The organism is Vreelandella populi (genome assembly GCF_003989825.1).
Lineage (GTDB): Bacteria > Pseudomonadota > Gammaproteobacteria > Pseudomonadales > Halomonadaceae > Vreelandella > Vreelandella populi.
This window is the reverse complement of sequence record NZ_RZHE01000006.1, coordinates 454,757-468,648: the sequence shown is the minus strand read 5'-3', so window position 1 is coordinate 468,648 and position 13,892 is coordinate 454,757. Positions and strand designations below refer to the sequence as shown.

Annotated in this window: 9 protein-coding genes; 8 read left to right on the top strand and 1 reads right to left on the bottom strand. The window is 57.1% G+C overall.

Annotation, left to right across the window (positions count from 1 at the left end):
* Positions 1–46: 46 nt before the first annotated feature.
* A complete protein-coding gene (locus tag ELY25_RS07130) occupies positions 47–2,575 on the bottom strand; it encodes a penicillin-binding protein 1A (RefSeq protein ID WP_126950582.1) in 2,529 nt (842 codons plus the stop codon).
* A gap of 178 nt (positions 2,576–2,753) precedes the next feature.
* On the opposite strand from ELY25_RS07130, the gene pilM reads away from it, so the two are divergent.
* The 8 genes from pilM to gltB all read left to right on the top strand — a co-directional run bounded on the left by pilM (position 2,754) and on the right by gltB (position 13,875).
* The gene (gene pilM, locus ELY25_RS07125) at positions 2,754–3,827 is read left to right on the top strand and encodes a type IV pilus assembly protein PilM (protein WP_312845179.1); all 1,074 of its coding nucleotides are present in this window, start codon (positions 2,754–2,756) and stop codon (positions 3,825–3,827) included.
* Positions 3,824–4,393, top strand: coding sequence for a PilN domain-containing protein (locus ELY25_RS07120; protein WP_126950581.1), 570 nt, complete (start codon positions 3,824–3,826; stop codon positions 4,391–4,393). Before pilM ends, ELY25_RS07120 begins: the two co-directional genes overlap by 4 nt.
* The gene (locus ELY25_RS07115) at positions 4,390–5,046 is read left to right on the top strand and encodes a type IV pilus inner membrane component PilO (protein ID WP_126950580.1); all 657 of its coding nucleotides are present in this window, start codon (positions 4,390–4,392) and stop codon (positions 5,044–5,046) included. The genes ELY25_RS07120 and ELY25_RS07115 overlap by 4 nt, the downstream gene beginning before the upstream one ends.
* Positions 5,043–5,573 (top strand): pilus assembly protein PilP, encoded by a 531-nt coding sequence (locus ELY25_RS07110; RefSeq protein WP_126950579.1) that lies wholly within the window; start codon positions 5,043–5,045, stop codon positions 5,571–5,573. Before ELY25_RS07115 ends, ELY25_RS07110 begins: the two co-directional genes overlap by 4 nt.
* Before the next feature lie 34 nt (positions 5,574–5,607).
* Positions 5,608–7,311 (top strand): type IV pilus secretin PilQ, encoded by a 1,704-nt coding sequence (locus ELY25_RS07105; protein ID WP_126950578.1) that lies wholly within the window; start codon positions 5,608–5,610, stop codon positions 7,309–7,311.
* The gene (gene aroK, locus ELY25_RS07100; RefSeq protein WP_126950577.1) at positions 7,311–7,877 is read left to right on the top strand and encodes a shikimate kinase AroK; all 567 of its coding nucleotides are present in this window, start codon (positions 7,311–7,313) and stop codon (positions 7,875–7,877) included. Before ELY25_RS07105 ends, aroK begins: the two co-directional genes overlap by 1 nt.
* Positions 7,874–8,980, top strand: coding sequence for a 3-dehydroquinate synthase (aroB, locus tag ELY25_RS07095; RefSeq protein ID WP_126950576.1), 1,107 nt, complete (start codon positions 7,874–7,876; stop codon positions 8,978–8,980). The genes aroK and aroB overlap by 4 nt, the downstream gene beginning before the upstream one ends.
* Before the next feature lie 452 nt (positions 8,981–9,432).
* Positions 9,433–13,875, top strand: a complete 4,443-nt coding sequence (gene gltB, locus ELY25_RS07090; RefSeq protein WP_126950575.1) for a glutamate synthase large subunit — start codon at positions 9,433–9,435, stop codon at positions 13,873–13,875.
* The last annotated feature ends 17 nt before the right edge of the window (positions 13,876–13,892 follow it).

Genomic DNA, 13,892 nt, shown 5'->3' with positions numbered 1-13,892 from the left:
GCTTTTACGTTTCTTAAGCTAGCTGTTACTTAGCGCTAAGCATCGTTTAGAAGATCGATTCCGCGGTGCCTGAGCCTTGCGAGCCGCTGGCTTCTTCCAGTTCACGGCTAATGCCGCGCGGCTGGTAATCGGGCAGGTGATCGCGATGGAAGAACTCGGTGATACCACCGCTTTGTCCATCCTGCAAACGACGACCCGTATTGGGGTCTACCTGAGCGGTGACAACGGTATCAGGACGCTCCGGCATGGCGTTGGGCGTGCCTTCCAGCGCGTTGGCCATAAACGCGGTCCAGATGGGCAGGGCTGCATTGGCGCCGTATTCCGCAATGGTTTCGTTACTGTCTTTACCCACCCATACCGTAGTGACCAAGTCGCTGTTAAAACCGGCAAACCAGGCATCACGCTGACTGTTGGTGGTGCCGGTTTTACCTACGATATCTTCGCGGTTAAGGCTTAATGCGCCACGCCCGGTGCCTGAGGTAATGACGTCACGCATCATGTCGCGGAGGATATAGACCGCAGCGGCGTCGGCAACACGCTCGGCTACCGGGTATTCACGGCCATTGATTTCTACGGTTTCCTGGCCCTCTGCACAGCTGGGGCAGGCAACTTGAGGTGTCGCTTCATCGATGAGTTCGTGGTCATCGTTACGGGTGACACGCTCAATAAACCACGGAGCCACCTGGAAGCCACCGTTGGCAATAACCGAATAGGCGTTGGTCATTTCCATTGGTGTCAAGCTGGCACTACCCAGTGCCAAGGAGAGGCCATGCGGCAGGCGGCCGGAGGCAAAGCCAAAACCTTCCAGATAATTAATCGTGTGGTCCAGCCCCATGGTCTGTAGAACGCGGATGGTGACCAGGTTACGCGAGCGGGCGAGTGCCGGGCGCAGGCGCATGGGACCCTGGAAATCACGGCTGGAGTTGACGGGGCGCCATAGTGAGTTGCTGCCGTCATTAAGTACGACCGGCGCGTCGTTGACCACGCTTGCCGCATTCATTTCACCATCCTGGAGTGCTGCCAGATAGATAAACGGCTTGAAGATAGAGCCTGCCTGACGCTGTGCCTGAATGGCGCGGTTAAACTTACTGGCATTGAAATCAAACCCGCCCTGCAGGGCAAGAATAGCGCCGGTGCGCGGATCCTGGGCCACTAGCGAGCCTTCCGCATCCGGGCGCTGGGAAAGGCGCACGGTACCGTCCTCGGCTTCGATGACCCGAATCAAATCGCCACGCACGGCAATCTGGTCGGCAGAGCTTGGTTCAGCACCACGGCTGCGCGGGCTTTGGTACTGGCGGGCCCAGCTCAAACCATCCCACCCAATGGTTTTCAGCTCTCCGCCGCGGGTCAGTACCTGCATTTCACGACCGCCGCTTTCCACCACAATGGCCGGCTGCAGAAGGCCATAGTTGGGCGTACGCTCCAGCACTTGCAGCCAGTTACTGACATCGCCCTCAATACCGGCAATTTCTGTCTGGCTACGTTCGGCGGCTTGGCGCGCGGTCTGGCGAATCTCTGGCGATTCAGACAGCTCTTCTTCCAGCCCTTGGGTTGCCGTACGCTCCTGTGCTTCAACTAGGCTTGGTGCAATATCGTGCTGCTCGGCACCGCGCCAGCCGTGGCGTAAATCATACTCACGCAGGCCATTAGCCAGCGCATCGCGGGCGAACGGCTGCAGTTTGCTGTCCAGCGTTGTATAGATTCGGTAGCCGCCGGTATAGGCGGTGTCGCCAAAGCGCTCAACCGCGTATTGACGGGCCATTTCGGCCACATAAGAAGCATCCACTTCCGTCTGGGTATAGTGCCGGCGTGCGGTAACCGGCTCCTGTACTGCTGTCTGATACAGGCTGTCATCGATATAGCCAAGCTCACGCATCCGGAAAAGAATCCAGTTGCGGCGAATGAGCGAGCGCTCCGAGTTGGCCAGCGGGTTGAACGCCGAGGGCGCTTTGGGCAACCCTGCGATCATGGCGGTCTCCGCCAAGGTCAGTTCAGAAAGCGGCTTGTCGTAATAGGTATCGGCCGCCGCTGCAATGCCGTAGGCTCGATTTCCTAAGAAAATTTTGTTAACGTAAAGTTCGAAGATCTCTTCCTTGCTCAGCACTTTCTCCATCTGCAGAGCAAGCAGGATCTCACGGATTTTACGCGTGAAGGTCTGGTCCAGCGTCAACATGTAGTTACGCGCGACCTGCATGGTAATGGTCGAGCCGCCTGACTGAATGGCGCCGCCGCTCTGAGCAAGCTCGACTGCCGCCCGGGCGAGCCCTCGGGGGTCGACACCAGCGTGGTCAAAGTAATTGGTGTCCTCGGCGGCGATCAGGGCGTTCACCATGTCCTGAGGAATTTCGTCGAAATCCACCACCACCCGGCGCTCTTCACCAAATTCACCAATCAGCTTGCCGTCGTTGGTGAAAATGCGTAGCGGTGAATGCAGCTCGAAGTTTTGCAACTGACGAACATCGGGTAAGCCAGGAGAAAAATAGATAGCGGCACCCACCACGGCAAGCGCGGCGGCACCGACTAACGAAACGACAAGAAAAAACAGCGACAGGATAAGGGTTCGCAAAAACGTCATGAACAGGGGGCACCCATGATAAGAAGAATAGGATCGGCGCTTAAACGGCCGTATCGCGCAATTGGCTGCCATTATAGGAAGGCGAGGCACCGGCCACCAGTGTTGATATACCGTAAATTTAACGGCGCACTACCTGAGAAAATTGCTGCATCACTACAGGTCAGGCATCTCAGGCGGCATGGCTAAACCTACAATGCGCTTACTAAAAGCCAGTAAAAGCTTGATTGGCGTCGATATTACCTCGTCTGCCGTCAAGCTTCTTGAGCTTAAAAAAAGCCGTAATACCTACCAGGTAGAAAGCTATGCGATTCGTCCACTAAGTGATAACGCAGTGGGTGAAGGGCGTATTCATAATATCAAGGACGTCGCGCATACCTTGGGTCAGGCGCTTGATGATGCCAGGCCATCTACCCGCAAAGCCGCTATTGCCATCCCTTCAAGTGCGGCTATCACTAAAATGCTCACCCTTCCCGCTGCGTTGAACGAGGAGGAAGTTGAAGAGCGCTTGATGGTGGAGTCAGACCACCATCTGCCCTTTGCGTTCAATGACGTAGCGTTTGATTTCCTCTCTCTGGGGCCCGTGCATTCGTCGCCGCATTTACAGCAAATTCTGCTTGTTGCCTGTCGTCAGCAGGATATCTGGCACTGGACCGAGGCGCTGGAACAAGCAGGTCTTGAGCCGGTAGCCGTCGATATGGAAACCTTTGCAATAGAGCGTGCGTTTGCCGCAATGAGCGCTTATCTACCCCTGAACCACGGTTCACCCACCTGTGTGGGATTGGTAGATATAGGTGCTGTTGTCAGCTCATTTCACGTTATTCAAGAAACGCGCATTGTTTATACCCACGATAGCCCGGTAGGCGGCGAGCAGTTAACCCAGGCCGTTCAGGCGCATTATGCGCTTGATAAGGCAGCCGCCGAGCAGGCTAAAAGGCGTGGGCTACCCGGTGATTTTCAACACGCGTTGCTCACGCCTTTTCTGGAAGCGTTGGCACGGCAGGTGGCCCGTGCGTTACAGCTCTACTATACCCAGGGGCGGTCAATTGAAGTAACTCATCTGGTGCTGGTGGGCGGTTCAAGTAGCGTGCCTGGCTTGGCTGACCATATCGCGACTGCCTGCGGTATACCGGTGACGTTGGGTAACCCGCTCCAGACTATGCAGCTCAATAAGCGTCTTGATGGGCAAACATTGTCTGAGGATTTACCGGCACTGCTTAATGCCTGTGGGCTAGCCATGCGGGTGGGTTTATGAGCCGTAATATCAACCTGTTGGCTTGGCGAGAGGCACGACGCGTAAAGCGTACGCGGATGTTTTATATAACCATGCTGCTTTCAGGTGCGTTAGGGGCCGGGCTTGGCGGTGCGGTGGCTTACGGCTACCAGAAAACGCTTGTGGCACAGCAGCAGCGCAATGCCCATATCGTGGCCCACATAGCGCACTTTGATGATGAAATTGCCCAGGCTGAGCGCTATCAGAAGGAGGTGACGCATCTTGACCAGCAGCTAGCGCGTTTCAAACGCTTGCTTATGGCACGAACGGACACCTTGTGCCTGTTTAATGACCTTGCGGCAAGCCTTGCAGACGGCGTGACCTACCGGCACCTTGAGCGCCGTCATAACCAGATAAATATAACGGCAGTAGCCCAGAATGAACATCAGGTATCTGAGCAGCTGCGCCGCTTGGCTGAACAGCCGGGGTTAGATGCGCCGGTACTTTCTGAAGTAACCAGCGGACCCGAAGGTCAGCGCAACTTCACGTTAGAGATAGCGCAGGCGCGGTCGTCTTCCTTGTTGGCCGATAAGGAGGGACCGCCATGAAGGGCTATGTCCGGCAGTGGCGAGAGGAGTGGCAGCGTCTGCGCACCCTTGACTGGCAAGCGCTGGATCTTCAAGAAGCAGGCGCCTGGCCCTGGGCGGTGAAAGTGCTTAGCGGTGTGCTGGTATTTCTAGTCGCGCTAACGCTCACTGGCTGGTGGTGGGCTGGCGACTATCGTACGGCGCTGGCTGCCGCCCAGCGCCAGGAAGTCCGCTTATTAAACGACTATCGAGGGAGCGTTCACGCGGCCGGGCTGCTTGCCCATACACGTACACAGCTGGCGGAGCTGGAGGCGCAGATGGTTCAGGTGCGCGCAACGTTAATGCCCCACGCCGATACTACCGTCTTGTTGGATAGCATTATCAACGCCGCCGACGATAACCAGCTTGTTATTGAAGCCATCCAGCTGCAGCCCGCCATTGCGCGCGCTGCCTATATCGAGTACCCGCTGGATATTCAGGTACAGGGCGGTTATCACCAGCTAGCGCAGTTTATTCGTGACATAAGTACGTTGCCGCGGCTGATCACTCAGCATGCTTTTACACTTGCCCCAGTTGATCCGCAAAGCGACATGCTAGCATTGAAGCTGGTAGCAAAAGCCTATGGTGAAGCAGGTCAGACGCATGACGATGAGCGTCAAGAGGGCCCCCCATGAAGTGGCTAATCAGCTTGCTTGGTATGCTTTGGCTTGCAGGATGTGCCGACTCGGAGTTAGAGCGCTTGGACGTTACGTTGGCCGAGCTGCGCCACTTATCTCAAACCCGTGCAACTGACGCCTCTGCACATGATGTGATCGAACCATTCTCCATCACTTCTTCGGTGACGTATCGCTACGCGGAAAGCCGCAGCCCCTTTCAGTTACTGGATGCCACTGCCGAGCGCGACCCTTCAATAGCGCTAGATGCACTTGCACCACAAACGCCGCGCCCGTTGGAGCCTCTTGAGCATTTTACGCTTGCCGAGCTGCGCCTGGTGGGCACGCTTGTCATGGGCGAGCAACGCGTTGCCCTGATCGAGACACCGGAGGGGCAGGTAACCAGCGCACCCCAGGGGGCGTATGTGGGCAGCGATAAAGGACGTATTACGCAGATTACCCGGCAGGAAGTGCGTATTGCCGAACGCATCTCTACACCACAAGGGTGGCAGGCACGTACAGCCTCTCTTGTGTTGGACGCACGATAACACGTTACTGATTTCAACCTTACAGGAGCACGCCATGGCTTTATTAGTGAATCGAATGATCCTGGTAGGGTTAGCACTAATGCCTTGGACAGCCATGGCGTCCGTACTGACCGCTATCGATGTGCACCCGGTGAACAGTGACGAGATGCAGTTAGCGCTTAAGTTCAACGGCGGGGTAGCCGAGCTACAGGGGTATCACCTTGATGATCCGCCGCGTTTGACGCTGGATCTGGCCGATACCCAAAATGGCCTGGGGCAGCGCCACATTGAAGTGGGTCAGGGCGGCGTTGGACAAATTAGCGTACTGGAAGGTGGCGGCCGCACCCGGCTGGTGATAGGTCTGACCAAACCCCTGGATTACACCTCTCAGGCTATGGATGATCAGTTGCACATATCTCTTCAAACGCCTTGGAATACCGGGCTTTCGAACACCGAGTATTTGGAAAGTGCGACCGACGTGCAGCCCGAGAAGCACGATTCACAGCGTCGTTTTACCGGTGAGCGGCTAAGCCTGAACGTTCAGGATATGGACATCCGCGCCGTGCTGGCCACGCTTGCCGAGTTCACAGGGCTTAACCTGATCGCCAGTGATAGCGTAGCCGGGCGCATTACCCTGAACCTTAACGACGTGCCCTGGGATCAGGCGCTAGCGCTGATTTTACACAGCCAGGGGCTTTCAAGCCGTGAGAGCGACAACGTGATTCTAGTGGCACCTGCTGGGGAGCTTGCCGAGCTTGAACGACAAAAAGCCGAGGCCCAGAGCCACCATGAAACACTGTCACCGCTGGTCAGCGAGCTTATTGAGGTGAAGTACGCGCGGGCCGAGAATCTTGCCCAACTGCTGCGCGGCAATGACGGTTTTGGGCTCTTGACCGAGCGTGGCCGGATTAGCGTTGACCCCAGAACCAACGCCCTGTGGGTACAGGATACCGCCGAGCAGGTAGAGAGCATCATGCGTACGCTGGCGAGACTGGACGTGCCGGTGCGCCAGGTGCAGATAGAAGCGCGCATCGTGATCGCCCGCGATACCGCCTCTCGAGAGCTAGGGGTTAACTGGGGCGCTTCCAGCACGCGAGGCTTTCAGGAGGCGGAAAGCGGTAATTTTGCACGGCGTAACATCAATCCGGGTGGCTTGAACCGGGCACGCGGCGGCTTGGCCGTTGATCTGGGTTCACCTTCAGGCCCGGGAACGGGGTTCAGCTTTGGCTATTTGTCCGGTGATGTGCTGCTGGACTTGGAGCTTCGGGCGTTGGAGAGCGAAGGCAAAAGCCAGACCATTTCCCAGCCTCGTGTGATCACTGCCAACCAGCGCACAGCCATCATTCGCCAAGGGGAGGAGCGGGCGTTTCAGAGTGTGGATGTGCAGGGCAATCCGGATACTCAGTTCAAGGAAGCTGAACTTTCGCTGGAAGTGACGCCGCAAATTACCCCCGATAACCGTATTATCATGGATCTGGTGATTAAAAATGACAGCTTTCGGGAATCCGGGTTTGGCGGTGAGCCGCCGATCGATACTAATCAGATTGAGACCCAGGTGCTGGTGGATAACGGCCAAACAGTGGTGCTAGGTGGAATTTTGACTACCGAACAGCTGAGTCAAATGGCCAAAACACCGCTTTTAGGTGATATTCCTTTGCTCGGACGCCTGTTTCGGTATACCGAAGAGAGCAATGAGAAGGTAGAGTTGTTAGTCTTTATTACTCCACGACTACTTGACGATGGCTTGGCGGTTCGCTGATGCAGGATTTACCCAACCTTTTTCTGATTGGCCCCATGGGGGCTGGCAAAAGCACGATAGGCCGCCTGTTGGCGGGCGAGCTTGCGCGCTCGTTCTATGATAGCGACCATGCCATTCAAGCCCGCTGCGGTGCGGATATTCCCTGGATATTCGATGTAGAGGGCGAGCCCGGCTTTCGCCAGCGCGAAATTCAGATGATAGACGAGCTTACCCGGCTTTCAAATGTGGTGCTTGCCACCGGTGGGGGGGCCGTTCTACGTGAAGAGAACCGCAAAGCGTTGCGAGAGCGCGGCACGGTCATTTATCTGCTGACCACGGTGGATCAGCAGCTCAAGCGTACCGCGAAAGATCGCAACCGCCCGCTTCTGCAGTGTGTTAACCGCGAGCAAGTGCTGATTGACATGTTTGCTGCGCGAGACCCGCTGTACCGAGCCACCTCGGATATTACCGTACGCACTGACCGGCGCAGTCCGCGCGCGGTGGTGAATGAAATTCTGCGTCGTGTGCACCGCTTGATAGACCCGCTGGAAAGCACCGAAACGCTTAACTCAAAGGTATCGCCATGACTCGACCCGCCACCGCCCAGCGCACGCTTGATGTTGCATTGGGTGAGCGCAGCTATCCGATCCATATTGGCGCCGGACTATTGGGCGACCCTGAGGCGGTGACGCCTTATCTTGCGGGCAAGCAGGTAATGGTAGTAACCAATGAAACCATTGCCCCGCTTTATCTAGAGGCACTGTGCGCTAATCTTCCGGATGATATAGAGCTACGCACGCTGATTCTGCCCGATGGAGAACAGTACAAAACCATCGAGCAGGTCAATCGTATCTGGGATGCCCTACTTGAGGCAGGCTTTAATCGCCGCTGCACGCTGGTCGCGTTAGGTGGGGGCGTAATCGGCGATATGGTGGGCTATGCGGCGGCGTCCTATCAGCGCGGAGTGGCCTTTATCCAGGTGCCCACCACGCTGCTTTCCCAGGTAGATTCTTCTGTCGGTGGCAAGACGGGCGTCAACCATCCGCTTGGCAAGAACATGATTGGCGCTTTCTGGCAGCCCAAGGCGGTGCTGATTGATATCGCAACGCTTGCCACGCTCCCAGACCGAGAGCTTTCGGCGGGGCTTGCCGAAGTGATCAAGTACGGGCTGATTCGTGACAAGGTATTTCTTGGCTGGCTGGAGGACAATATGGCGGCGTTACGCCAGATTGACCCCGAGACGGTCAGCGAAGCCATTGCGCGCAGCTGTCAGATTAAAGCCGATATTGTCGCGGATGATGAAACCGAGCAGGGCGTGCGCGCGCTTTTGAACTTGGGGCATACCTTTGGTCACGCCATTGAGGCGCATCAAGGGTACGGCAACTGGTTGCATGGCGAGGCGGTAGGCGCCGGTATGGCCATGGCCGCCGCGCTTTCCGAGCGGCTTGGCTTTATCAGCGCAGCTGAGCTAGCCCGTACCCAGGCCGTTATCGATAGCGCCGGGTTGCCGCTAGCCGCACCTGCGAACATGTCGAGTAATGATTTTATAACCCGTATGCGCCTGGATAAGAAAAACGTGGATGCCAGACTGCGGCTGGTGCTGCTTAATGCCTTAGGTGATGCCTGCATCGACGATACAACTCCGGAGAGTACATTGCGCGACTTGATAGACGGCTATCCACGGGCGTAACCCGCTTGTAAGAACGCGCTGCTTTCATTGAACCCGCCTTTTGGCGGGTTTTTGCGTTTTAGAACAGTGTTAGAAAATAGGCCATCATGTAATTAGCATGGCGTATGCGCTATCGGCATGGGGTTTTGTAGGGTTGTTAGACTAAAGTCTAATGCTTTTCTGTTTATCGTTTAAAAACCGTTTTAGCGCTTTGCAAGTCCTTGAAGTGTATGTGTTTTTAACAACAGGGTGAGTTGCAAATAGCGGATTTGAAAAGGGTTTCTTGCAATGGCGTGCGCCGGGTTATTGCGCTATGGGTAGGCGAATCGCTATGCTGAGCAACCATTTTCTTGCAGCAGCGAACCGGGTAAACGCCCTTTTTAGGCGGGTAAAAAAAGATCTAAAAAAAATAAAAACCTGCCATTAAACCATAAGAACGCTGCTAATAAAATACCTTGATTAGAGGCACGCCCATGAATAGAGGTCTCCACCAGCCTGGCGAGTTTCGCGATAACTGCGGCTTTGGCCTTATCGCTCATATGGAAGGGCAGGCCAGTCACGACCTGCTGAAAACGGCCATTGAATCGCTCACCTGCATGACGCACCGTGGCGGAATTGCCGCCGATGGCAAAACCGGTGATGGCTGTGGGCTGTTGCTTAAAATGCCTAGCCAGTTCATGCGCGAGGCGGGGCAAGAGGCCTTAGGCGTGGCACTGGGTGAGCAGTTTGCCGTGGGCGTTGTTTTTCTGCCCAACGATGCCGCTCGTGCCGCCAATGCGCGTGAAACGTTTGAACGCGAGCTAGGTGCGCGTGGCCTAAACGTGGTCGGCTGGCGCGTTGTGCCCACCGATTCAAGCGTTTGTGGCCCGATGGCACTTGATTGCCTGCCGCGCATTGAGCAGATTTTTGTCGAACCCGGTAGTAGCGAGCAGTTCACCGTTGATCTGTTCATGGCGCGCCGCTATACAGAGCAGGCATTGCGCAGCGATGAAGACTTTTACGTGGCGTCGCTCTCCTCTGAGGTAGTGTCGTATAAAGGTCTGGTGATGCCGGAAGACCTTCCGGCATTTTATAAAGACTTGAACGACCCGCGTCTGGAAACTGCGATCTGTGTGTTCCACCAGCGCTTTTCGACCAATACCGCACCGCGCTGGCCGTTGGCACAGCCGTTCCGTCTGCTGGCGCATAACGGCGAAATCAACACCATCGAAGCCAACCGTGGCTGGGCCAACTCGCGCAAGGCGAACTTTGTTAACGACCGCCTGCCGGATATCGCCAAGCTGGATGAAATCGTCAATACCACAGGCTCCGACTCCTCGAGCATGGACAACATGCTGGAAGTGTTGCTGACCGGCGGAATGGAGCTGCACCGTGCCGTGCGCATGATGGTTCCTCCCGCTTGGCAGAACGTCGAGACCATGGATGCCGAGTTGCGCGCTTTCTACGAATACAACTCCATGCACATGGAGCCCTGGGACGGTCCGGCTGGCGTGGTCATGACCGACGGCCGCCAGGCGGTGTGTATGCTCGACCGCAACGGCCTGCGCCCGGCGCGCTGGGTAATCACCAAGAACGGCTATATCACTCTGGCGTCAGAAATTGGTACTTATGGCTACCAGCCGGAAGATGTTGTGGCTAAAGGCCGCGTAGGCCCAGGGCAGATGTTGGCAGTCGATACACAAACCGGCGAAGTGCTGCACACTCAGGATATCGATGACCGCCTGAAATCGGCCTACCCCTACAAGCGCTGGCTCAAGCAGGAAGCCAACTATCTTGAATCGGCGCTTACCGAGCTTGCGCGCTTTCAATCCATGGATGCCGACGCGCTCAACGTGCAGCAGAAAATGTTCCAGGTGACGTTTGAAGAGCGTAACCAGGTGCTGCGCCCGCTCGCGGAAAGCGGCCAGGAAGCTGTCGGTTCCATGGGTGATGACACGCCGATGGCGGTGCTTTCAAGCCGTCCGCGCCTTTTGACCGACTTCTTCCGTCAGAAGTTTGCTCAGGTGACCAATCCGCCGATCGACCCGCTGCGCGAAGCGATCGTGATGTCGCTGGAAACCTGTTGCGGGGCGGAGCTGAACGTATTCAAGGCAACCCCTGAGCACGCTCATCGCCTGATCCTGACCACGCCCGTGCTCTCGCCGCGCAAGTTTACCGCGCTTGTCAGCCAGGACGACCCGGCCTTTGCCAGCCATACGCTGGTAATGGGTTATGACCCTGAGCAGCAGAGCCTCAAACAGGCGCTGGCCGCGCTGTGCCAGGAAGCCGAAAGCCAGGTTAAAGCGGGCAAGGTGATTCTGGTACTGACCGACGCTGATCTGCCCAAGGGGCAGATTCCTATTCAGGCGGCGCTGGCTGTGGGCGCGGTGCATACCCATCTGGGCCGTCTGACGCTGCGCCCGAATGCCAATATCATCGTGGAAACCGGCTATGCCCGGGATGCCCACCAGATGGCCGTGCTGTTCGGCGTGGGCGCTACCGCGGTTTATCCGTGGCTTGCCTACCAGGTCATGGCGGATATGCACCGCTGCGGCGAGCTGACCGGTAACCCGGCCGATGGTCGCGAAAACTACCGCAAGGGGCTGCAGAAAGGCCTGTTCAAGATCCTTTCCAAGATGGGGATCTCGACGCTCGCTTCTTATCGCGGCTCGATGCTGTTTGAAGCGGTCGGTCTTTCTGCTGAAGTCATGGACACCTGCTTTGTAGGTATGGCATCACGCATAGAGGGCGCAGGCTTTGCGGAACTGCAGATTCAGCAGGAGCTGCTTGCCAGAGATGCCTGGATTCCCCGTAAGGGAATCTCCCAGGGCGGCATGCTCAAGTATGTGCACGGTCACGAGTACCACGCCTATAACCCGGACGTGGTGATGTCGCTGCAAGCCGCTGTACAAGAGGGCAGCTACGCCAAGTGGAAGAAGTTTGCCCAGCTGGTCAACGAGCGTCCGGTGGCCACTATTCGTGATCTTCTGATCCTCAAGCCTGCACAAACGCCCGTGGCGCTGGACGAGGTCGAGCCGATTGAAGCTCTGTTGCCGCGCTTTGATAGTGCAGGCATGTCGCTTGGCGCGCTGTCACCCGAGGCCCACGAGGCGCTGGCTCAGGCCATGAATGAAGCCGGCGGGCGCTCCAACTCGGGCGAAGGCGGGGAAGACCCGGCGCGTTATGGCACAATCCGCAGCTCCAAGATCAAGCAGATTGCTTCTGGCCGCTTTGGAGTTACACCTGCTTACCTAGTCAACGCCGAAGTGCTCCAGATCAAGGTGGCTCAGGGAGCCAAGCCGGGCGAGGGCGGTCAGTTGCCAGGCGGCAAGGTCAACGAGCTTATCGCTCGCCTGCGCCACGCGGTGCCCGGCGTGACGCTGATCTCACCGCCGCCACACCACGATATCTATTCCATCGAGGATTTGGCGCAGCTGATTTTTGACCTTAAGCAGATTAACCCGGAAGCCCAGGTATCGGTCAAACTGGTATCTGAGCCGGGTATCGGCACTATCGCTACAGGTGTGGCCAAGGCCTACGCCGACCTGATTACCGTGTCCGGTTATGACGGCGGCACTGCGGCAAGCCCGCTCACCTCGATCAAGCATGCGGGTTCGCCTTGGGAGCTGGGCCTGCCTGAAGTACACCAGGCGCTGCGTATCAACGGCTTGCGCGACAAGATTCGCCTGCAGACCGATGGCGGCCTCAAAACCGGATTAGACGTCGTCAAGGCGGCGATTCTTGGGGCAGAGAGCTTCGGCTTCGGTACCGCGCCAATGGTCGCGCTGGGCTGCAAGTTCCTGCGTATCTGTCATCTGAACAACTGCGCCACCGGGGTCGCCACTCAGGATGACTTCCTGCGCGGTGAGCATTTCCGCGGCACCGTGGATATGGTCAAGAACTACTTCCGCTTTATCGCCGAAGAAGTGCGTGAATTGATGGCGCTGCTGGGTGTGCGCCAGTTGACCGACCTGATCGGGCGTACCGATCTGCTGGAAGTGCTTGAAGGCAACACGGCAAGCCAGCGCAAGCTGGATCTTACTCCGCTGCTGGCGAACGATTTTGTACCTTCTGATGCGCCGCAGTTCTGCACGGTGAGCCGTAACGTGCCGCACGACCCGGGTGCCAAAAACCAGGAAGTGTTGGCTGCATTGCAAGAGGCTATCGAGAACCAGTCGGGCGGCGAGTTCAGTTTTACTATCACCAACTGCGACCGCAGTGTGGGCGCGCTGACTTCAGGTGCTATCGCCAAACGCTACGGTGAGGAGGGGCTGGAGAGCGCCCCGGTCACCGCCCGCTTTACTGGCGTTGCGGGGCAAAGCTTCGGGGTGTGGAACGCGCGTGGCCTGAATCTGTATCTGGAAGGCGATGCCAACGACTACGTGGGCAAAGGCATGAACGGTGGCAGTATCGTGATTGTGCCGCCGAAGGTCAGCCAGTTTGAGAGCCATAAAACGGCCATTATCGGTAACACCTGCCTATACGGCGCTACCGGCGGCACGCTGATGGCCGCAGGTACCGCAGGCGAGCGTTTTGCGGTGCGTAATTCAGGCGCTACGGCTGTTATCGAGGGAGCGGGCGATCACTGCTGCGAATACATGACTGGTGGCCTTGTGTGCGTGCTGGGTGAAACCGGCGTCAACTTTGGTGCGGGCATGACCGGCGGATTCGCCTACGTGCTGGATGAAGATCGTACCTTCGTGGACAAGTACAACCACGAGCTGGTCGAGATTCATCGGGTCAGCACCGAAGCCATGGAGGCGTATCGCCGTCATCTTCGCGAGCTGATTACCACCTATGTGGAAGAAACGGGCTCCAGTCGGGGAGCGGCGATTTTGGAAGACTTTGGCGACTATCTGCGCCACTTCTGGCTGGTGAAGCCAAAAGCGGCAAGCCTGGGCAGTCTGCTGGATCAATCTCGGCGTCAACCGCAATAAACTGCCTACGCTTCGAG

Coding starts and splice junctions, on each gene's coding strand:
- ELY25_RS07130 (WP_126950582.1), bottom strand. CDS start 2,575: ATGACGTTTTTGCGAACCCTTATCCTGTCGCTGTTTTTTCTTGTCGTT.
- pilM (WP_312845179.1), top strand. CDS start 2,754: ATGGCTAAACCTACAATGCGCTTACTAAAAGCCAGTAAAAGCTTGATT.
- ELY25_RS07120 (WP_126950581.1), top strand. CDS start 3,824: ATGAGCCGTAATATCAACCTGTTGGCTTGGCGAGAGGCACGACGCGTA.
- ELY25_RS07115 (WP_126950580.1), top strand. CDS start 4,390: ATGAAGGGCTATGTCCGGCAGTGGCGAGAGGAGTGGCAGCGTCTGCGC.
- ELY25_RS07110 (WP_126950579.1), top strand. CDS start 5,043: ATGAAGTGGCTAATCAGCTTGCTTGGTATGCTTTGGCTTGCAGGATGT.
- ELY25_RS07105 (WP_126950578.1), top strand. CDS start 5,608: ATGGCTTTATTAGTGAATCGAATGATCCTGGTAGGGTTAGCACTAATG.
- aroK (WP_126950577.1), top strand. CDS start 7,311: ATGCAGGATTTACCCAACCTTTTTCTGATTGGCCCCATGGGGGCTGGC.
- aroB (WP_126950576.1), top strand. CDS start 7,874: ATGACTCGACCCGCCACCGCCCAGCGCACGCTTGATGTTGCATTGGGT.
- gltB (WP_126950575.1), top strand. CDS start 9,433: ATGAATAGAGGTCTCCACCAGCCTGGCGAGTTTCGCGATAACTGCGGC.